The organism is Nocardioides sp. AX2bis (assembly GCF_902506435.1).
In the GTDB taxonomy this organism is placed as follows: domain Bacteria; phylum Actinomycetota; class Actinomycetes; order Propionibacteriales; family Nocardioidaceae; genus Nocardioides.
Map to the genome: position 1 here is coordinate 2085145 of NZ_LR733215.1, position 18764 is coordinate 2103908.

Consider the following 18764-nt stretch of genomic DNA (forward strand, 5'->3'; position numbering starts at 1 on the left):
GGGGACTGATCCTAGGCGCGCCTGCGGCGGCGCCGGCGCCGGTGTGACCCGAGGAACGTCGCTCGGTGTAGCACGGAGTGTAACTAGGAGTTACATTATCTCCCATGTCCCTCCTCAACGCGCTGCGGCCCGGTGGCCGCCACGGGGTGCCGACCTCGGAGTCGCGCGACCCCATCGGGCTCGTGGTGGCCGGTCTCAACCGGCTCGCCCAGAGCGACGTCCTGGACCGCGTCGGGCTGCGCAAGCAGGCCGAGCAGGCCGTCTTCACCGTCACCCGGACCGGGTTCCGGTCGGTCACCACGGCCAGCCGGACCTTCGCCCGCGCCGGGTCGGCCGGGCGCCCCGGCTCCCGGGTGCCGTCGTCGCCGCGGACCGGTGTCTTCGACCTGACCCCGACCGAGGACGAGCAGATGCTCGTCGACCTCGTCTCCGAGTACGCCGCCGAGGTGCTGCGACCGTCCGCCTCGGAGGCCGACGAGGCGTGCGAGGCGCCGGAGCCGGTCCTCAAGGCCGGTCTCGAGATCGGGCTGCCCGTGCTGGGCGTCCCGGAGGTGCTGGGGGGCATCTCCGAGGAGCGTTCGGCCATGGCCGGCGCCCTGGTCGCCGAGGCGCTCGCCCACGGGGACATGGGCCTGGCCGTGGCCGCCCTGGCCCCGGGCTCGGTCGCGACCGCGCTCGGCCTGTGGGGCACCGAGGCGCAGCAGCAGACGTACCTGCCGTCCTTCACCGACGGTGACGTCCCGGCCGCCGCCCTCGCGCTCACCGAGCCCACGGTGCTCTTCGACGTGCTGTCGCCCGCCACCACGGCCGTGCGGCAGGCCGACGGCGGCTACCGCCTCGACGGCCTCAAGTCGGCCGTCGTCCGCGGCGCGCAGGCCGAGCTCTTCGTGGTCGGTGCCGAGCTCGACGGCTCCCCATGCCTGTTCCTCGTGGAGTCCTCGACGTCGGGGCTGACCATCGAGTCGGACCCCGCGATGGGCGTCCGCGCGGCGTCGCTGACCCGGCTGCACCTCGACGGCGTGACGGTCCCGGCCGAGGCCCTGCTCGGCGAGGCCGACGGCTCGACCTACACCGAGTGCGTGCGGCTGTCGCGGATCGCGTGGTGCGCGCTGGCGGTCGGCACTAGCCAGGCCGTGCTCGACTACGTCACGCCGTACGTCAAGGGCCGCGAGGCCTTCGGCGAGCCGATCGCCCACCGCCAGTCGGTGGCGTTCATGGTCGCCAACATCGCGATCGAGCTCCAGGCCATGCGCCTGCTCACCTACAAGGCCGCCGGCCACGTCGCCGCGGGCAAGGACGCCGCCCGGTCGACCGCGCTGGCCCGCAAGGCGTGCGCCGACAAGGGCATGCAGATCGGCCTCGACGGCGTCCAGCTGCTCGGTGGCCACGGCTTCGTCAAGGAGCACCCGGTGGAGCGGTGGTACCGCGACCTGCGGGCCGTCGGTGTCATGGAAGGAAGCGTGATGATCTAGTGATCAACCTCGACGAGCCGAAGAAGTTCCGACCGCTGGTCAGCCAGGCCCACCAGGTCGCGATGAACATGCTGCGTCCGGTGTCGCGCACCTACGACAAGGGCGAGCACGAGTACCCCCGCGAGCTCGACATGCTCGCCTCGATGATCGACGGGCTCTCCGAGTCCGGCGCCGCCGAGGGGGCCGGCGCCAACGGCGTGGGCCGCGGCGACGACGCGAAGGCCAAGGAGCGCAGCCAGGCGAGCGGCACGAAGAACGGCGCCAACCTCGCCTCGGTGCTCTCGATCGCGGAGATGTGCTGGGGCGACGTGGGCCTGCTGCTCTCGATGCCGCGCCAGGGCCTGGGCAACTCGGCCATCGCCTCGGTGGCCAACGACGAGCAGCTCGAGCGCTTCGCCGGCGTCTGGGCCGGGATGGCGATCACCGAGCCGGGGACCGGCTCGGACTCCGCCAACATCAGGACGACCGCCCGCCTCGACGGCGACGAGTACGTCATCGACGGCGAGAAGATCTACGTCACCGCGGGCGACCGGGCCGACCACATCGTGGTCTGGGCCAGCCTGGACCGCGACCTCGGCCGGGCCGCGATCAAGTCCTTCGTGGTACCCAAGGGCACCCCGGGGATGCGGGTCGACCGGCTCGAGCACAAGCTCGGCATCAAGGCCTCCGACACGGCCACGATCATCTTCGAGGGCTGCCGGGTCCCGGCCGCGAACCTCCTCGGCAGCCCGGAGGTGGACTCCAAGCAGGGCTTCGCCGGCGCGATGGCGACCTTCGACAACACCCGGCCGCTGGTGGCCGCGATGGCCGTGGGCTGCGCCCGCGCCTCGCTCGACCTCACCCGTGACCTGCTCGCGCAGGCCGGCGTCGAGGTCGACTACGACCGCCCGGCGCAGAACCAGTCCGCCGCGGCCGCCCGGCTGCTGGAGATGGAGGCCGACTGGGAGGGCGCGTACCTGCTCACCCTGCAGGCCGCCTGGATGGCCGACAACAAGGTGCCCAACTCGCTGGAGGCCTCGATGGCCAAGGCGAAGGCCGGCCGCGTGGGCTCGGCGGTCACCCTCGGCTGCGTCGAGCTGGCCGGGTCGATCGGCTACTCCGAGACCGAGCTGCTGGAGAAGTGGGGCCGCGACTCGAAGATCCTCGACATCTTCGAGGGCACCCAACAGATCCAGCAGCTGATCGTGGCCCGGCGCGTGCTGGGCCTGACGAGCGCCCAGCTGCGCTGACCACACGCACGCGACCCCGCGCCGACGGCGCGGGGTCCCCGGACCGCGCCCGGGGAGGAGACATGGGGCCTCCTCCCCGGGCGCTCCTGCGTCAGGACATCTGGCGGAACGGGTCGTGCTCGGCCAGCAGCTTCTCCACCCGCGCCTCGTCGAGGCGGTGGACCACGGCCTGGTTCTCCTGGTTGTCACGCACGCACTTGGCCAGCGTGAAGGCCGAGGTGGTCAGGAACAGGGTGCCGAGGGCCAGGAAGGCCCGCACCCAGGGGTCGACCGGCAGGTAGAGCACGGCGACGACCATGGCCAGCAGGGCGACGCCGAACGACAGCGCGGCCTGGGCGAAGAAGGCGTTGGTGTTCTTGGACGAGGTGTGGTGGTTGCTCATGTCCCTACTCTCACGCCGGTGCGGGCCTGCCGGCGCCCGTCGTCCTACCCGGGTGGGCTGAGTACAACCGCTCGACCGCGTGGCAGGGTGAGCCCATGGCGACACCCCGGACGGCCGAGCGCCGCAGCGAGACCATCGTGACGGTGCTGGACGACGCGTTCGCGCCGCTGATGGAGCGCGACCCCGCGGCGTTCCGCGCGAAGTTCCGCAAGATGGCGGCCGACCCGCACTCCTTCTACCGCGGTACGGCGTGCCTGTTCTACGCCGACGTCACCCGCGACCCGGACCCGTTCTGCGACGAGCGCAGCGGCCGCATCTGGATCCACGGGGACCTCCACGTCGAGAACTTCGGGACCTACCTCAACGCCGACGGCCGGATGGTCTTCGACGTCAACGACTTCGACGAGGCCTACCTCGGGCGGTTCACCTGGGACCTCCAGCGCTTCGCCGCCTCGTTGGCGCTGACCGGGTGGCAGAAGGCGCTGCCCGAGGACGACGTACGCCGCCTGATCGGCCGGTACGTGCGGGCCTACCTCTCGCAGATCGACGCCTACCGCGACACCGAGAACGACGAGGACTTCGCGCTCACGCTCGACAACACCGAGGGCCCGATCCACGAGGCGCTGGTCGAGGCCCGTGCCCAGACCAGGCGCGGCCTGGTCGGCGCCCAGACGGTGGTCGGGGAGGACGGGGGCCGTCGCTTCGCCGAGCACCCGACGGTGCGGCAGCTGTCGGCGACCGAGCGCGCCAAGGTCGCCCGCGCCTTCGAGGCCTACCTCGAGACGATCCCCGCCGACAAGCGCCACGACCGCCCGCTGTTCTACGACGTGCTCGACATCGTCGGCAAGTCCGGCTTCGGCATCGGCAGCGCCGGCCTCCCGGCGTACAACGTGCTGGTCGAGGGCTGGAGCCAGGCGCTCGAGAACGACGTGCTGCTGTCGATGAAGCAGGCCAACGTGCCGGCGGTCAGCCGCTTCGCCGAGCACGACTCGATCGAGGAGTACTTCGAGAACGAGGGCCACCGCACCGTGGTCAGCCAGCGCGCGCTGCAGGCCCACACCGACCCGCTCGTCGGCTACACCTCGCTCGACGGCGCGGGCTTCGTGGTCGCCGAGGTCTCGCCCTACGAGGTCGACCTCGAGTGGGGCGGGATGATCGAGCCCGACGAGATCGCCGGGGTCGTCGAGCTGCTGGGCCGCGCGACCGCGAAGATCCACTGCGCCTCCGACGAGGACAGCGACCAGGACCTCGTCGACTTCCAGGTCGAGCAGGCCGTCGCCGACTGCGTCGAGGGCCGCCGCCGGGAGCTGGTGGAGTGGGTGACCGACTTCGGGCTCGGCTACGCCGACCAGGTCCGCGAGGACCACGCGCACTTCGTCGAGGCGTTCCGCTCCGGCGCCATCGGGGTCGCCTCCACCTGACCCGGACGCGCCCGGCAGCGCGGCCCGGTCGGTACGGTCGGGGGGTGGACTTCCTCCAGGAGAACCCCGGTCACGACCTCACCTACGACGACGTCTTCATGGTGCCCCGGCACTCCGAGGTCACCAGTCGCTACGACGTCGACCTGACCACCCGTGACGGCACCGGGGCCACGATCCCGGTCGTCGTGGCCAACATGACCGCGATCGCCGGCCGTCGGATGGCCGAGACGGTGGCGCGCCGCGGCGGCCTGGTGGTCGTCCCGCAGGACATCCCGACCGGTGTCGTGGCCGACGTCATCTCGTTCGTGAAGTCCCGCCACCTCGTGCTGGACACCCCCATCGAGCTCCGGCCGGACCAGACCGTGGCCGAGGCGCTGTCGCTGATCCCCAAGCGTGCCCACCGGGCCGCGGTCGTCGTCGAGGACGGCCGTCCCCTCGGCGTCGTCGCCGCCTCCGACTGCACCGACGTCGACCGCTTCGCCCAGGTGGGCTCGGTGATGCGCCCGGCCTCAGCGGTCATCAGCGCCGACGCGGACCCGCGCGAGGCCTTCGACGTGATCGACGCCGCCCGCGCACCGCTGGCCGTCGCGGTGCACCCGGACGGACGGCTCGCCGGGGTCCTGACCCGCACCGGTGCGCTGCGCGCCACGTTGTACGCCCCGGCGGTCGACGCCCGCGGCGGCCTGCGGGTCGCGGCCGCGGTCGGGGTCAACGGCGAGGTGGCCCTGCGTGCCAAGGAGCTGCTCGAGGCCGGCGCCGACTGCCTCGTCGTCGACACCGCCCACGGCCACCAGGGCCGGATGCTCGAGGCGCTGGCCGCCGTCCGCGGGCTGGACCCGCAGGTCCCCGTGGTCGCCGGCAACGTCGTCTCCGCCGAGGGCACCCGGGCGCTGATCGAGGCCGGGGCCGACGTGGTCAAGGTCGGGGTCGGGCCGGGCGCGATGTGCACGACCCGGATGATGACCGGCGTCGGGCGCCCGCAGTTCTCGGCGGTGCGCGAGTGCGCCGCGGCCGCGCGGGAGCTCGGCGGCCACGTCTGGGCCGACGGGGGAGTACGCCACCCGCGCGACGTCGCGCTCGCGGTCGCCGCCGGGGCGGCCTCGGTGATGGTGGGGTCCTGGTTCGCCGGCACGCACGAGTCGCCCGGCGACCTCGTCGAGGACGGCGACGGCCGGTCGTACAAGGTCTCCTTCGGGATGGCCTCGGCGCGCGCGGTCGCGCACCGCACCGCGGGGGAGTCGGCCTACGACCGGGCCCGCAAGGGCCTCTACGAGGAGGGGATCAGCTCCTCGCGGATGTACCTCGACCCCGCCCGCCCCGGCGTGGAGGACCTGGTCGACCAGATCTGCTCCGGGCTGCGGTCGGCCTGCACCTACGCCGGCGCCACCACGCTCGAGGAGCTGCACGAGCGGGCGCTGGTCGGCGTCCAGTCGGCCGCGGGGTTCACCGAGGGCCGCCCGCTGGCCACCTCCTGGTGAGGCCACCTCCTGGTGAGGCGGGCCCGACCGACCCGGGTCAGCGCTGCCGGTCGGCGTCGATGTAGGACACCGCGCGCAGGAACAACCCGGCCGAGGTGACCTTGGCCGCGCCGGCCAGGGCCGGGTCCGGGCCCTCGATCTCGTAGCCCGCCGCGGCGGCGATCTCGGTGCAGGCCAGCACGGAGTCGGAGACGACCGCCGGGTCCAGGCTCCAGGTCACTTCGAAGCGGCGCTGCCGGTCCGGGGTCCGGTCCTGTCCGGGGAGCTCCCAGGCGGCCATGACCACCGGCATGGTGCCGGACTCGCAGACCAGGAACCACTCGCGGCGCGAGCGGCTGCCGGCGTCGATCGGGACGTGCCGGATCCGCCCGGGCACCTCCATCTCGTGGTCGACGTCCTCGGCGAAGACGACCGCCGAGCGGCTCATCTCGGCCAGCCTCCGCCAGCGCAGTGCCGCGCCGGCGAAGAACGACATCGTCTGGAAGCCGCCGAGGATGCGGCGGCGGTCGTTGGTGGCGCAGTACTCGTCCTCGATGGCGTGCGACAGCGACTGCAGGGTGCGCTTGCTCATCTGGTGCGGCATCAGCTCGGGGTGGCGGGTGCGCAGCAGCGAGTAGACCGAGTCGCCGACGCGGCGCAGCGTGTGCGCCTCGGCGACGGCCTGCTCCAGACGCACGCCGCGCTCGCGGGCGGCCAGCACCCGGCGTACGGCGGCGACGTCGCTCTCGCGGTAGCGCCGGTGGCCCGAGGGCAGCCGCGCCGGCTCGGGGAAGCCGTGACGCTGCTCCCACATCCGCAGGGTGCCCGCTGCCACTCCTGTGCGCGCGGCCAGGTCGCCCACCGTCAGGGTGGCGCCGTCGTTCAGGTCGTCGTTGCTCACAGCGTGGCCCCTTGTCCGCCCGGGTGGACGGACGGCCGCCCCAGGACCGGAGAAATGTGATGGGGCCGGCAGGTGCCGGCCCCATCGAGCACCTCGGGGGAAGGTGTTGACCCCACCATACTTCAACAGGCCGTGTAGGTGTGCGTTGAAGTTCTCACCCTTCCGGGCGGGCCTCAGTCGCGGGAGCTCCGCGCGGTGCGTCCCCGGACCACGCCGATGAAGGTCTGCACGTCGGGACCGTCGACGTCCAGCGACCAGACCAGCCCGACCTGGGTGGGCGGCAGGTCGGTGACCGGGCGGTAGGTGACGTCGCGCCGGTGGTGCAGCCGCGCCAGGGCCATCGGCAGCACGACCACCCCGGAGCCCGAGGCCGCGACCTCGACCGCGTCCGGGATGCCCATCGGCGGCCAGGGCAGCTGCTCGACGGCCGGCCGCCACCCGGACCGCTCCGGCAGGACGAGCTGCTCGTCGGCCAGCTCGTCGGTGGTCAGCTCCTCGGCGACCGTCACGACGTGGTCCAGGGCCACGACGACCACGGGCTGCTCGTCGTAGAGCGGGATGCAGTGCAGGCCCTCGCGGTCGACCGGCAGCCTCGCGAGCACCATGTCGGCCCGGCCGTCCCGCACGACCCGCTCCTGGTCGGACTCCTCGACCGGAACGAGCACGAGGGTGCGCCGCGATCGCTCACGGAACCGCTGGGCCCACTTGTCGGGCGTCGAGCCGGTGACGAAGGCGACGCGGAAGGGCTCGCTCGGGACCTCGACGGCCGCGGTCCGCGGCTGCTCGTGCGGTCGCGGTCGCGGTTTCTCCTTGGCCACCGGGGGGCGGCGGCGCTCACGACGCGCGGGGGAGGAGGAGCGGGGCACCGGTCGAGCCTAGGACACGCTCCGACGCTGGTCGGCGACGCCGCGGTGCCCTAGGTTCGCCAGCACGGCTCGTGGAGGTGGCGATGACGCGTCTGCTGGTGTGCTGCGACGGCACCTGGAACACCGCGCGCACGGCCGCGCCGACCAACGTCGTGCGGCTGCACCGGGCGCTGGCCACGCACGGCCCGGACGGCGTCGCCCAGCAGGGGCACTACCTCGAGGGCGTCGGCACCCGTCCGCGCGAGCGGCTCGTCGGTGGCGTGTTCGGCCTGGGCCTCTCGGCCAACGTCCAGGACGCCTACGCGTTCCTCGTCGAGCACTTCGAGCCCGGCGACGAGCTGTTCCTGGTCGGGTTCAGCCGGGGCGCCTACACCGCGCGCAGCCTGGCCGGGCTGGTGCGCAACGTGGGCGTCCTGCGCCGCGAGCACGCGGACCGGCAGGACGAGGCGTACGCGCTCTACCGCGACCGGGCCGAGCACCCGCGCGGGCAGGTCTCCACCGCCTTCCGGGCGCGGTTCTCGCACGAGTCGCGGATCCGCGCGGTCGGGGTCTGGGACACCGTCGGCGCGCTCGGCATCCCCCTGGGCGGGCTGGACACCGTCCGGTGGCTCAACCGCCGCTGGCGCTTCCACGACACGGCCCTGAGCAGCCGGGTGGACGCCGCCTTCCACGCCGTGGCGGTCGACGAGCGGCGCCGGCCGTTCGTGCCGACGCTGTGGCAGGACGACCCGGCCGCGGCCGCCGAGGGCAGGCGGGTCGAGCAGGTCTGGTTCACCGGCGCGCACAGCGATGTCGGCGGCGGGTACGCCGAGCGCGGCCTGGCCGACGTGGCCCTGCTCTGGATGGCCGACCGGCTCACCGAGTGCGGCCTCGGGCTCGACCCGGACGCGCTGTCCCCGCCCGAGGTCGTCCCGGACCCGCTGGGCACCGTGCACGACTCGCGCAAGGGCGTGCACCGGATGACGCGCCCGGTCACCCGCGCCCTCGGCGAGGTCGCCCCCGGCTCCGAGCTCGCCGCGTCCTCCGCGGTCGAGCGACGGCGCCACGACCCGGCGTACGGACCGAACCTCGGCAGCTACCTCGCTCGTCCCGACGCCCGCGTCCGCCCCGTCCGCACCCGCCGAGATGACGCTCCCGGACAGCCGAGATGACGCTTGCGGACAGTCGAGGTGACGATTCCGGCGCCCTCCGACGCGCGGTCGAGTCGACGCACGAGGTCCGGCTCGGTCGCCGGACGGTGGTCAAGACGTTCTCGGTCCGGCACGGCGACGAGGCCGAGCGGGAATGGGCCAACCTGGTGCTGCTGGACCGCTGGGCCCCGGGATCGGCACCGCGGCCCGTCTTCCGCGAGGTCGCGGACGGCACCGTCCGGATCGCCATGGGCCGGGTGCCCGGCGTGCCGCTCGCCGGTGCGCCCCTGACGGGAGCGCGCCTGCGGGCCGCCCTCGACGCGCTGGTCCGGATGCGTACGGCCGTGCCCGCCGCCGTGCTCGGCACGCTGCCGCCGCGCCGTGCGGGACCGGTCGAGATGGCCGAGCGCCTGCGCGCGGCGCTGGCCACGACGTCGTACGCCGGTGACGCCGTCGTGGGCCAGGCGCTCGTCGCGGCAAGGCGGTGGCTCGAGGACGAGGAGCCGGTGGCGCCAGCGACCCCGGAGGACCTGATGCTGACCCACGGCGACGGGAACGCGGCCAACCTCGTCTGGGACGGCTCGACCTGCCGGGTCGTCGACCACGAGGACGGCGGCGTGGGCGACCTGCCGTACGAGGTGGCCGACCTCGTCGAGCACGTCACGGTCGCGCTGCCCGGCCTGATCGCCGAGGACGAGCTCGGCCCCCACCTCGACCGTCTCGGTCTGCGGACCGGCGCGGCGGCCGACCGCTTCGCGCAGCGGCGGGCGCTGCTGGCGACGTTCTGGCTGGTGATGCTGCTGCCGGGCAACCGGGGCCACCACCGCAACCCGACGGGCAGCGACCATGCCCAGGCCGTACGCCTGCTCGGCCACCTCGCCGCCCTGGGATGAGGTGTCCGGAACCGTCATCTCGAGGCGCCGCGAGCGTCATCTCGGCTGTCCGCGAGCGTCATCTGGGCGGAAAAGCAGAAGGACCAGGCCGATGGCCTGGTCCTTCGTCGGTGTCCGAGGGGGGACTTGAACCCCCACGCCCTAATACGGGCACTAGCACCTCAAGCTAGCGCGTCTGCCAATTCCGCCACCCGGACGAGTGCGGGCGCAACGTTAGCAAAGGCCGCGGCCCGGTCCCGCATCGGGCGGGTGGTGGGCAGGTGCCACGATGAGGCCATGAGCAGCCACGGCGACCAGACGACCGGCGACGGCACCCGCACGGCCCCGCGCGACCCGGGCTACGACCCGGCTGCGGAGGTCGTCGAGACCTGCCGCGACCTGATCCGGATGGACACCTCCAACTACGGCGGCGCCGACGGCCCGGGGGAGCGGAAGGCCGCCGAGCACGTCGCCGCGCTGCTCGACGAGGTGGGCATCTCCTCCCAGCTGGTCGAGGCCGAGGCGGGCCGCACCTCCCTGATCGCGCACTGGGGCGGCGCCGACCGCTCGCGCACCGACAGCCTGCTCCTGCACGGCCACCTCGACGTCGTGCCGGCCGAGGCCGCCGACTGGCAGGTCGACCCGTTCAGCGGCGAGGTCCAGGACGGCTACGTCTGGGGCCGCGGCGCGGTCGACATGAAGGACTTCGACGCGATGCTGCTCTCAGTGGTCCGCGCCCGGGCACGCGCCGGCGCGGTCCCCGACCGCCCGGTCGTGCTGGCCTTCACCGCCGACGAGGAGGCCGGCGGGCACCTGGGCGCCGAGGTGCTCGTCCGCGAGCACGCCGACCAGCTCGAGGCCTGCACCGAGGCGGTCGGCGAGGTCGGCGGGTGGAGCGCGACCGTGCGCGGTCGCCGGGTCTACCTGATCGAGGCCGCGGAGAAGGGGATGGCCTGGATGCGGCTCACCGCCCGCGGCCGTGCCGGCCACGGCTCGATGATCAACCGCGAGAACGCCGTCACCGACCTGGCCGGCGCGATCGCCCGGATCGGCTCGTACGAGTGGCCGGTCCGGCTGACCCCGGCGATGCAGACGCTGCTGGCGGCGGTGGCCGACCTCGCCGGCACCGAGGCGACGCCCGAGAACGCGGAGTCGCTGGTCGAGGAGTTCGGGGGCGCCGCGCGGATGCTCGGCGCCGTCATCCGCAACACCGCGAACCCGACCATGCTGGGGGCCGGCTACAAGGTCAACGTCGTCCCCCAGGAGGCCACCGCCCACGTCGACGGCCGCTTCCTGCCCGGCTTCGAGGACGAGTTCTTCGACACCCTCGCCGAGCTCTGCGGCGACCGCGTCGACATCGACTTCGTCAGCCACCAGAAGCCGTGGGAGACGCCGTACGAGGGCGCCCTGGTCGACGCCATGGGTCGCTCGCTGCTCGCCGAGGACCCCGGGGCGCTCGTCGCGCCGTACCTGATGAGCGGGGGCACCGACGCCAAGCACTTCACCCGGCTGGGGATGCGGTCCTACGGGTTCGCCCCGCTGCGCCTGCCCGACGACCTCGACTTCACCGCCCTGTTCCACGGCATCGACGAGCGCGTCCCGGTCGACGCGCTCGAGTTCGGCTCCCGGGTGCTCGACCGGTTCCTCGACGAGGTCTGACACGCCGGACGGCGGCCGGCTTGAACGACGAGGGGCTCGGTCGGCACAGTGGGGGGCTTCCTTGCCCGCTATCGGAAGGAGAGCCTCGTGCTCACCCTCACCGAGAACGCCAGCACCATCGTGAAGGACCTGAACGACCAGATCGCCACCGACCAGGGGCTCCCCGACGCCGGCCTGCGCATCTCCGGCGAGGACGGCCCCGAGCCGTCGTTCGCGGTCAGCGCGGCCCAGGAGCCGGCCGCCACCGACCTGGTGGTCGAGCAGGACGGCGCCCGGGTCTTCCTGGACGAGACCGCCCGCGTCGAGCTCGACGACAAGGTGCTCGACGCCAGCGTGGACGAGGCCGGCAACGTCGCCTTCGCCCTCGGGCTCCAGGGCTGAGCGAGGCCCCGTCAGGGGGTGCTGCGCCGCAGCACCGCAGCAGCAGGGCCTAGAAGAACGTGGGTCGCAGCTGCCGGATGATCTTGCGGCGCAGCACCACCCGACGGGTCCCGTCGGACCCGATCCGCACCCGGTCGAGCTCCCAGCCACCGTGCTCGGCGCGCTCGACCAGCAGCTTGGTGACCACGCCGCGGGGGAACTCGCGGTCGAAGGTGACCTTGTCGAACTCCCACTCCACCGCGCGCCCGGGCGGGCGGCGACCCGCCCGGCTCACCGCGAGCCCTCGGACACGTCGTCGAGGGCGGTCGCGATCTCGCGGGGCAACGTCTTGTCCTCCGTGCCGAGGGCGGCGGTGAGCTGGGCGGCGGTGCGCGAGCCGAGGATCGGTGCGGTCACGCCGTGGCGGTCGCGGACCCACACCAGCGCGACCTCCAGCGGGGTCCACCCGAGACCGTCGGCGGCGCGGGCGACGGCCTCCACCACGCGGGCGCTGTCCTCGTCGAGGTAGGCCCCCACGAAGCCCGAGAAGACCGGGGACGCCCCGCGGGAGTCCGAGGGCGTGCCCGCGCGGTACTTCCCGGTCAGCACCCCGCGCCCCAGCGGCGACCAGGGCAGCACGCCGAGCCCCAGGGCGTCGGCGGCCGGCAGCACCTCGTGCTCGACGGTGCGGTTGAGCAGGGAGTACTCGACCTGGGTCGAGACCAGCGGGCTGCGTCCGGGGACCGCCTGCTGCCAGGTCGCGGCGCGGGCGGTCTGCCAGCCGGCGTAGTTGGAGATGCCGACGTACGCCGCGCGTCCGGTCGCCACCGCGTGGTCCAGCGCGGCCAGCGTCTCCTCCATCGGCGCCGTGGCCGACCAGGTGTGCACCTGCCAGAGGTCCACGTGGTCGACGCCGAGGCGCGCCAGCGAGGCGTCCAGGGTGGCCAGCAGGTGGCGCCTCGAGGTGTCGACCACCCGGGCGCCGGACCGGCGCGAGATGCCGGCCTTCGTGGCCACCACCAGGTCGTCACGCGGCACGACGGTCCCGATCAGGGAGCCGAGCAGGGACTCCGAGCCGCCGTCGGTGTAGCCGGCGGCGGTGTCGACCAGGGTGCCGCCGGCCGCCACGAAGGCGGTCAGCTGCTCGCGCGCCTCGTGCTCGTCGGTGTCGGCACCCCAGGTCATCGTGCCGAGCCCGAGCCGCGAGACCGACAGACCGCTGCTCCCGAGGCGTCGCTGCTGCATGGCGCAACCGTAGCGATCCGCGCGCCGCCTGCTGCCGCGACCCGCACGCGGTCTAGGGTCCTGACCGTGTCGGACCTGCTCGAAGCCCTGGTGCTGGGGGTGATCCAGGGACTCACCGAGTTCCTGCCGATCTCCAGCAGCGCCCACCTGCGGATCTTCCCCGAGCTGTTCGGCTGGGGGGACCCCGGCGCCGCCTTCACCGCGGTCGTCCAGATCGGCACCGAGCTGGCGGTGCTGATCTACTTCCGCCGCGACATCTGGCGGATCGGCTCCATGTGGGCGCGCTCGCTGGTCCGGCCGGAGCTGCGCGGCCAGCTCGACGCCCGGATGGGCTGGTACATCATCGTCGGCTCGCTGCCGATCGTGGTGCTCGGCCTGCTCTTCGAGGACGCCATCGACCGTCAGCTGCGCAGCCTGTGGATCATCGGCACCACCCTGATCGTGCTCGGGATCGTGCTCGGCCTGGCCGACCGCTACGGCGCCAACGACCGGGGGCTGAACAAGCTCGGTCTCAAGCACGCCGTGCTGATGGGCGCCGCCCAGGCCGCCGCGCTCGTGCCCGGGGTCTCCCGCTCCGGCGCCACCATCTCGATGGGCCGCGCGCTGGGCTACGAGCGCGCCGACGCCACCCGCTACGCCTTCCTGCTGGCCATCCCGGCCGTGGTCGGGGCGGGCGTCTACAAGCTCAAGGACGTCCCCGGCTCCGACAACCCGTACGGCTGGGGGCCGACGCTGCTGGCCACCGTCGTGTCGTTCGTGGTCGGGTACGCCGCCATCGCCTGGCTGCTGCGCTACGTCTCGACCCGCTCCTACACCCCGTTCGTGGTCTACCGGGTGCTGCTCGGGGCCGGCGTGCTGCTGCTCGTCGCCTTCGGCGTGCTCCAGGCCTGAGCCCGGCCCGGCCCTAGCATCGACCGATGACCGCACCCACGCCCTACCTCACGTTCCCGGGGACGGCCCGGGACGCGCTCGCCTTCTACGGCACGGTGTTCGGCTGCTCGGTCCAGGTCCACACCTTCGCCGAGATGTCGAGGACCGACGGGCCGGCCGACGCGGTCGCCCACGGGTACCTGGGCACCGGGCCGGTGGCCCTGTTCGCGGCGGACACGGCGGGCGACGAGCGCGCCTTCCGTGCCGAGGGCCTGCTGTTCTCGCTGCTGGGCACCGCACCTCCGGCCACGCTGCGGGAGTGGTTCTCGGACCTCGCCGAGGGGGGCCGGGTGCTGGACGCGCTGCAGCAGCGTCCGTGGGGTGCCTGGGACGGCCAGGTGGTCGACCGGCACGGCCTCACCTGGCTGATCGGCTTCGAGGACGACCCCGACGCCTGAGGCTCAGAGCCAGCCGGAGCGCTTGAAGAACCACCACAGCATCCCGGCGATCCCGGACATCAGCGCCAGCGCGAAGGCGTAGCCGTAGGTCCAGTGCAGCTCGGGCATGTGGTCGAAGTTCATGCCGTAGATGCCGGCGATCAGCGTCGGGACGACGACCAGCGCCGCGCCGGCGGAGATCTTGCGCATGTCGTCGTTCTGCTGCACCGAGATCCTGGCCAGGGAGGCGTCGAAGGCGGTGGACAGTAGGGAGTCGAGACCGTCGACGGCCTCCGCGGCCTGGGAGAGGTGGTCGGAGACGTCGCGGAAGAACGGGGAGGCCTCGTGGGTGATCCCGCGGACCTCGCCGGTCGAGAAGCGGCGCATCGGCTCGCGCAGCGGCAGCACCGCCCGCCGCACCTCGCTGATCTCGCGCTTGAGGATGTAGATGCGGCCCGAGTCGTCGGTCCGGGCGGGGGAGAAGACCGACGACTCCACCTCGTCCACGTCGACCTGGAGCGCGTCGACCACGGCCACGTAGTCGTCGACGACCTGGTCGCACACCGCGTAGACCACCGCCGAGGGCCCGTGGGTCAGCACCTGCTCCTCGCCCTCGAGGTAGGTGCGGGCGCTCTGCAGGCCCGAGCCGTCGCCGTGGCGCACGGTCACCACGAAGTGGGCGCCGACGAAGAGGCTGATCTCGCCGGTCTCCACGGCGTCGTCCGCATCCACGTACCAGAGCGTCTTGAGCACGAGGAACAGCCCGTCGCCGTAGCGCTCGAGCTTGGGGCGCTGGTGGGCCTTGACGGCGTCCTCGACGGCGAGCGGGTGCAGGTCGAAGGCCTCGGCGACGTGGGAGAGCTCCTCGGCCGTCGGCTCGTGCAGCCCGATCCAGACGAAGTCGTGCGCGCCCTCGACCACCGAGCGCAGCGCGTGGTAGTCGTGCGGCTCGACGTCGAGCTCCTGGCGGCACCCGTCGCGGTAGACGGCGCTGTCGACGATCACCCGCACACGGTAGGGCAGCAGGTGAGCCCCCACGGCCTAGGCTCGCGCCCATGGCCACCGTCATCCTCGTCCGTCACGGCCGCACCAGCGCGAACGCCAGCGGCACCCTGGCCGGTCGGACCCCGGGCGTGCGACTGGACGAGACCGGGGTCGGTCAGGCCCGGCGCACCGCCGAGCGGCTCGCGCCCGTCCCGCTGGCCGGCGTGGTCAGCAGCCCGCTCGAGCGCTGCAAGCAGACCGCCCGCGAGATCCTGCGCGCCCGCCCGGCCGACGGCCCCGAGGTCCCGCTGAGCACCGACAAGGGCCTGGTCGAGTGCGACTACGGCGACTGGCAGGGCCGGCTGCTCAAGGACCTCGCCAAGGAGCCGCTGTGGTCCACGGTGCAGGCGCAGCCGTCCGCGGTCACCTTCCCCGGCGGCGAGTCCATGGCGACGATGCAGTCGCGCGTCGTCGCCGCCGTACGCCGCCACGACGCCGCGGTGACGGCCAGCCACGGCGACGGGGGCGTGTGGGTGGCGGTCAGCCACGGCGACCTGATCAAGGCGGTGCTGGCCGACGCCCTGGGGATGCACCTGGACCTGTTCCAGCGGATCACGGTCGACCCGGCGTCGGTCTCGATCGTGCGCTACACCGGCAGCCGGCCGTACGTCGTGGCCTCGAACACCCACGCCGGTGACCTGTCCTGGATGGCGCCGAAGCCGCAGGCCGAGGGCGAGGAGGCCGCCGCTGCCGACGACGCCGCGGTCGGCGGGGGAGCCGGCCCGGCCTGAGTCCGGTCGCGACGGGTCGCGACCGGGCACGACCACCCTTCAGGCACGTCATAGGGTGAGCGACATGCCCATCGTCCACGGATTCGACCCTCCCGAGCGCTTCGTCGCCGGCACCGTCGGCGAGCCGGGCTCGCGCACCTTCTTCCTCCAGGCCCGTTCGGGTCCGCGCATCGTCAGCGTCGCGCTGGAGAAGCAGCAGGTGGCCGCCCTCGCCGAGCGCGTGGACGAGCTGCTCGACGAGGTGATGGCCAGCGACAGCACCGAGGGCTTGGTGCCCGCGGTCGCGCCGGTCGCGCTGGAGGACCGGGCCCCGCTCGAGCAGCCGATCGAGGAGGAGTTCCGCGCCGGCACCATGACCCTGTCGTGGGACCCCGACGACGAGCGGGTCGTGATCGAGGTCTTCCCGTTCGTCGAGGCCGCCGTCGTCGGCCCGGACCAGGTCGACGACGAGGCCGACGAGCCGGAGCCCGACGAGATGATGCTGGTCCGGCTCGAGCCCGGGACCGCCCGTGCCTTCGTCAAGCGCACCGAGCAGGTGCTCGAGGCCGGCCGCCCGTCCTGCCCGTTCTGCGGCATCCCGGTGGACCCCGACGGCCACCTGTGCGTGCGGGCGAACGGGTTCAAGCGGCGCGACCCCGCGTGACCGGCACCCCGGAGGAGCAGCCGCTCCCGACCGGTGACGTCGAGCTGCGCGGGCGGATCATGCCGGCGTCGAACGCCACCTTCCTCGGCGAGCTCGACGGCGTCCAGGTGGTCTACAAGCCGGCCGCCGGCGAGCGGCCGCTGTGGGACTTCCCGGACGGGACGCTGGCCGACCGGGAGGTCGCGGCGTATCTCGTCTCCCGCGCCACCGAGTGGGACGTCGTCCCCCAGACCTGGCTGGCCGAGGGCCCCCACGGCCTGGGCATGATGCAGCGCTGGCAGGAGCCGGACCCCGAGCAGGACGCCGTCACGATCGTCAGCGAGGGCGAGCTGCCCGACGGCTACCTCTCGGTCTTCGACGGGCTCGACGAGCGGGACCGCGCCGTCACGCTGGTCCACGAGGACACCGCGGCCCTGCGCCGGATGGCGGTCTTCGACGTGCTGGTCAACAACGCCGACCGCAAGGGCGGCCACGTGCTGGAGATGACCGGCGGCCACCGCTACGGCGTCGACCACGGCGTCGCGCTGCACCACGAGCACAAGCTGCGCACGGTGCTCTGGGGCTGGCGCGGCGACGCGCTGAGCGACGAGGAGGTCTCCGGCGTGCTGCGCGTGCGCGAGGCGCTCGGCGGCTGGCTCGGCGCGGCCCTGGCCGACCACCTCACCGACCTCGAGATCGCCTGCGTCGACCAGCGCGCGCGACGCCTGCTGGACCGCGGCTGCTTCCCCGCACCGCGGGGGGAGTACCCCGCCATCCCCTGGCCGCCGTTCTGACCGCGGGCCTCTAGGCTGCGCCCATGCGTTCCTGGTCTGCCCCCGCGGTGCCCGCCCTGCCCGCCGCCGGCCCGCCGGTCGCGGTCCACGACTCCTCGACGGGGCGCCTGCAGACGCCCTCCCCGACCGACGGCCCCGCCCGCCTCTACGTCTGCGGGATCACGCCGTACGACGCGACGCACCTGGGCCACGCGGCCACCTACGTCGGCTTCGACCTGCTGAACCGGGCCTGGCGCAGCGCCGGGCGCGAGGTCGCCTACGTCCAGAACGTCACCGACGTCGACGACCCGCTGCTGGAGCGCGCCACCAAGGTCGGGACGGACTGGCGGGAGCTGGCCGAGCGGGAGACCCAGCTGTTCCGCGACGACATGACCGCGCTGCGCGTCCTCCCGCCGGACGCCTACGTCGGCGCCGTGGAGTCGATCCCGCTGGTCGTCACGATGATCGAGCAGCTGCAGGAGGCCGGTGCGGTCTACGCCGTCGACGGCGACCTCTACCACCGGGTGGGCTCGGACCCGGCCTTCGGCGACGAGTCCGGCCTCGACCGCGACACCATGCTGGCCCTCTTCGGCGAGCGCGGCGGCGACCCGGACCGTGCCGGCAAGGAGGACCCGCTGGACCCGGTCGTCTGGCGCGCCGAGCGGCCGGGGGAGCCCTCCTGGGAGAGCCCCTTCGGCGCGGGTCGTCCCGGCTGGCACGTCGAGTGCGCCGCGATCGCCACCGAGCACCTCGGCGGCGCCATCGAGGTCCAGGGCGGCGGCAGCGACCTGATCTTCCCGCACCACGAGATGTGCGCCGGGCACGCCCAGGTCGTGCACCCGGGGGTGCCGTTCGCGCAGACCTACGTCCACGCCGGGATGGTCGCCTACGACGGCGAGAAGATGTCGAAGTCGCGCGGCAACCTGGTCTTCGTCTCGGCGCTGCGCAACAGCGACGTCGACCCGATGGCGATCCGCCTGACGCTGCTGCGCCACCACTACCGCTCCGACTGGGAGTGGACCGACGCCGAGCTGTTCGACGCCGTCGACACCCTGGTGGGCTGGCGCCGGGCGCTGGCCCTCGGTGCGGGAGCGCCCGCGCTGCCCGTGATCGAGGAGGTCCTCGCGGCGCTCGCCCACGACCTCGACGCCCCGACCGCCGTGGCCGCCGTGCAGCGCTGGGTCGACGCGACGCTGGGCATCGAGGGACTGGCCGACACCGCGGACCCGCAGGCGTCCTCCACCGTCCACGCCCTGCTCGACGCCGCGCTCGGCCTCAGCCTCTGACGGCGGG

20 protein-coding genes and 1 tRNA gene are annotated in these 18764 nt (G+C 73.5%); 14 read left to right on the forward strand and 7 right to left on the reverse strand.

The genetic code is table 11. From position 1 onward, the window contains the following. The first annotated feature begins 104 nt into the window (after nt 1–104). Complete coding sequence (locus GV155_RS09980; RefSeq protein WP_160007575.1) at nt 105–1472, forward strand: acyl-CoA dehydrogenase family protein; 1368 nt, start codon at nt 105–107, stop codon at nt 1470–1472. Continuing rightward, a complete protein-coding gene (locus tag GV155_RS09985) occupies nt 1472–2701 on the forward strand; it encodes an acyl-CoA dehydrogenase family protein (RefSeq protein WP_160007577.1) in 1230 nt (409 codons plus the stop codon). Before GV155_RS09980 ends, GV155_RS09985 begins: the two co-directional genes overlap by 1 nt. 91 nt (nt 2702–2792) lie before the next feature. On the opposite strand, the gene GV155_RS09990 is transcribed toward GV155_RS09985, so the two are convergent. Continuing rightward, nucleotides 2793–3083, reverse strand: a complete 291-nt coding sequence (locus GV155_RS09990) for a YiaA/YiaB family inner membrane protein (protein ID WP_160007579.1) — start codon at nt 3081–3083, stop codon at nt 2793–2795. 95 nt (nt 3084–3178) lie between these two features. On the opposite strand from GV155_RS09990, the gene GV155_RS09995 reads away from it, so the two are divergent. Further along, entirely contained in the window at nt 3179–4504 is a 1326-nt protein-coding gene (locus GV155_RS09995) for a DUF2252 domain-containing protein (RefSeq protein ID WP_160007581.1), read from the forward strand. Nucleotides 4505–4548: 44 nt separating this feature from the next. Further along, a complete protein-coding gene (locus tag GV155_RS10000) occupies nt 4549–5982 on the forward strand; it encodes a GuaB1 family IMP dehydrogenase-related protein (protein WP_160007583.1) in 1434 nt (477 codons plus the stop codon). A gap of 37 nt (nt 5983–6019) precedes the next feature. Here the strand turns inward: GV155_RS10000 and GV155_RS10005 are convergent, their stop codons facing one another. Both GV155_RS10005 and GV155_RS10010 read right to left on the reverse strand, forming a co-directional pair. After that, complete coding sequence (locus GV155_RS10005; protein WP_160007585.1) at nt 6020–6862, reverse strand: DICT sensory domain-containing protein; 843 nt, start codon at nt 6860–6862, stop codon at nt 6020–6022. A gap of 173 nt (nt 6863–7035) precedes the next feature. After that, nucleotides 7036–7728 carry a LysR family transcriptional regulator substrate-binding protein gene (locus tag GV155_RS10010; RefSeq protein WP_236554239.1) on the reverse strand — a complete coding sequence of 231 codons (693 nt, stop codon included), beginning with the start codon at nt 7726–7728 and terminating at the stop codon, nt 7036–7038. Nucleotides 7729–7811: 83 nt separating this feature from the next. On the opposite strand from GV155_RS10010, the gene GV155_RS10015 reads away from it, so the two are divergent. Further along, on the forward strand, nt 7812–8879 hold the full coding sequence (locus GV155_RS10015; protein WP_160007587.1) for a DUF2235 domain-containing protein: 1068 nt from the start codon (nt 7812–7814) through the stop codon (nt 8877–8879). Then, the gene (locus GV155_RS10020; protein ID WP_160007589.1) at nt 8876–9751 is read left to right on the forward strand and encodes a phosphotransferase family protein; all 876 of its coding nucleotides are present in this window, start codon (nt 8876–8878) and stop codon (nt 9749–9751) included. Before GV155_RS10015 ends, GV155_RS10020 begins: the two co-directional genes overlap by 4 nt. 111 nt (nt 9752–9862) lie before the next feature. On the opposite strand, the gene GV155_RS10025 is transcribed toward GV155_RS10020, so the two are convergent. Then, nucleotides 9863–9948: transfer RNA gene (locus GV155_RS10025), tRNA-Leu, on the reverse strand. A 79-nt stretch (nt 9949–10027) separates the two neighbouring features. Between GV155_RS10025 and GV155_RS10030 the strand changes: the two genes are divergently transcribed. Next, on the forward strand, nt 10028–11389 hold the full coding sequence (locus GV155_RS10030; protein WP_160007591.1) for a M20/M25/M40 family metallo-hydrolase: 1362 nt from the start codon (nt 10028–10030) through the stop codon (nt 11387–11389). 87 nt (nt 11390–11476) lie between these two features. Then, the gene (locus tag GV155_RS10035; RefSeq protein ID WP_160007593.1) at nt 11477–11770 is read left to right on the forward strand and encodes a Fe-S cluster assembly protein HesB; all 294 of its coding nucleotides are present in this window, start codon (nt 11477–11479) and stop codon (nt 11768–11770) included. Nucleotides 11771–11819: 49 nt separating this feature from the next. On the opposite strand, the gene GV155_RS10040 is transcribed toward GV155_RS10035, so the two are convergent. Further along, nucleotides 11820–12008: a DUF5703 family protein gene (locus tag GV155_RS10040; RefSeq protein WP_160011118.1), complete on the reverse strand. Its 189-nt coding sequence runs from the start codon at nt 12006–12008 to the stop codon at nt 11820–11822. Nucleotides 12009–12040: 32 nt separating this feature from the next. Next, a complete protein-coding gene (locus GV155_RS10045; protein WP_160007595.1) occupies nt 12041–12994 on the reverse strand; it encodes an aldo/keto reductase in 954 nt (317 codons plus the stop codon). A gap of 66 nt (nt 12995–13060) precedes the next feature. Here GV155_RS10045 and GV155_RS10050 point away from each other — a divergent pair, with 66 nt between their 5' ends. After that, entirely contained in the window at nt 13061–13885 is an 825-nt protein-coding gene (locus GV155_RS10050; protein ID WP_160007596.1) for an undecaprenyl-diphosphate phosphatase, read from the forward strand. A 26-nt stretch (nt 13886–13911) separates the two neighbouring features. Continuing rightward, on the forward strand, nt 13912–14322 hold the full coding sequence (locus tag GV155_RS10055; RefSeq protein ID WP_160007598.1) for a VOC family protein: 411 nt from the start codon (nt 13912–13914) through the stop codon (nt 14320–14322). Nucleotides 14323–14325: 3 nt separating this feature from the next. Here the strand turns inward: GV155_RS10055 and corA are convergent, their stop codons facing one another. Continuing rightward, nucleotides 14326–15306: a magnesium/cobalt transporter CorA gene (gene corA / locus GV155_RS10060; protein ID WP_160007600.1), complete on the reverse strand. Its 981-nt coding sequence runs from the start codon at nt 15304–15306 to the stop codon at nt 14326–14328. Nucleotides 15307–15356: 50 nt separating this feature from the next. Between corA and GV155_RS10065 the strand changes: the two genes are divergently transcribed. From GV155_RS10065 to mshC, 4 genes are all read left to right on the forward strand, one after another. After that, nucleotides 15357–16076, forward strand: a complete 720-nt coding sequence (locus GV155_RS10065) for a histidine phosphatase family protein (RefSeq protein ID WP_160007602.1) — start codon at nt 15357–15359, stop codon at nt 16074–16076. A gap of 64 nt (nt 16077–16140) precedes the next feature. After that, the gene (locus GV155_RS10070; protein WP_160007604.1) at nt 16141–16719 is read left to right on the forward strand and encodes a DUF3090 domain-containing protein; all 579 of its coding nucleotides are present in this window, start codon (nt 16141–16143) and stop codon (nt 16717–16719) included. After that, nucleotides 16716–17492 carry an SCO1664 family protein gene (locus GV155_RS10075; RefSeq protein WP_236554240.1) on the forward strand — a complete coding sequence of 259 codons (777 nt, stop codon included), beginning with the start codon at nt 16716–16718 and terminating at the stop codon, nt 17490–17492. The genes GV155_RS10070 and GV155_RS10075 overlap by 4 nt, the downstream gene beginning before the upstream one ends. Before the next feature lie 23 nt (nt 17493–17515). Then, nucleotides 17516–18757, forward strand: coding sequence for a cysteine--1-D-myo-inosityl 2-amino-2-deoxy-alpha-D-glucopyranoside ligase (gene mshC, locus GV155_RS10080; protein WP_160007606.1), 1242 nt, complete (start codon nt 17516–17518; stop codon nt 18755–18757). Nucleotides 18758–18764 lie beyond the last annotated feature (7 nt).

Excerpts from the sequence above, each read along its gene's own strand:
- GV155_RS09980 (WP_160007575.1), top strand. The coding sequence starts at position 105 with ATGTCCCTCCTCAACGCGCTGCGGCCCGGTGGCCGCCACGGGGTGCCG.
- GV155_RS09990 (WP_160007579.1), bottom strand. The coding sequence starts at position 3,083 with ATGAGCAACCACCACACCTCGTCCAAGAACACCAACGCCTTCTTCGCC.
- GV155_RS09995 (WP_160007581.1), top strand. The coding sequence starts at position 3,179 with ATGGCGACACCCCGGACGGCCGAGCGCCGCAGCGAGACCATCGTGACG.
- GV155_RS10015 (WP_160007587.1), top strand. The coding sequence starts at position 7,812 with ATGACGCGTCTGCTGGTGTGCTGCGACGGCACCTGGAACACCGCGCGC.
- GV155_RS10020 (WP_160007589.1), top strand. The coding sequence starts at position 8,876 with ATGACGCTTGCGGACAGTCGAGGTGACGATTCCGGCGCCCTCCGACGC.
- GV155_RS10030 (WP_160007591.1), top strand. The coding sequence starts at position 10,028 with ATGAGCAGCCACGGCGACCAGACGACCGGCGACGGCACCCGCACGGCC.
- GV155_RS10045 (WP_160007595.1), bottom strand. The coding sequence starts at position 12,994 with ATGCAGCAGCGACGCCTCGGGAGCAGCGGTCTGTCGGTCTCGCGGCTC.
- GV155_RS10055 (WP_160007598.1), top strand. The coding sequence starts at position 13,912 with ATGACCGCACCCACGCCCTACCTCACGTTCCCGGGGACGGCCCGGGAC.
- GV155_RS10065 (WP_160007602.1), top strand. The coding sequence starts at position 15,357 with ATGGCCACCGTCATCCTCGTCCGTCACGGCCGCACCAGCGCGAACGCC.
- GV155_RS10070 (WP_160007604.1), top strand. The coding sequence starts at position 16,141 with ATGCCCATCGTCCACGGATTCGACCCTCCCGAGCGCTTCGTCGCCGGC.
- mshC (WP_160007606.1), top strand. The coding sequence starts at position 17,516 with ATGCGTTCCTGGTCTGCCCCCGCGGTGCCCGCCCTGCCCGCCGCCGGC.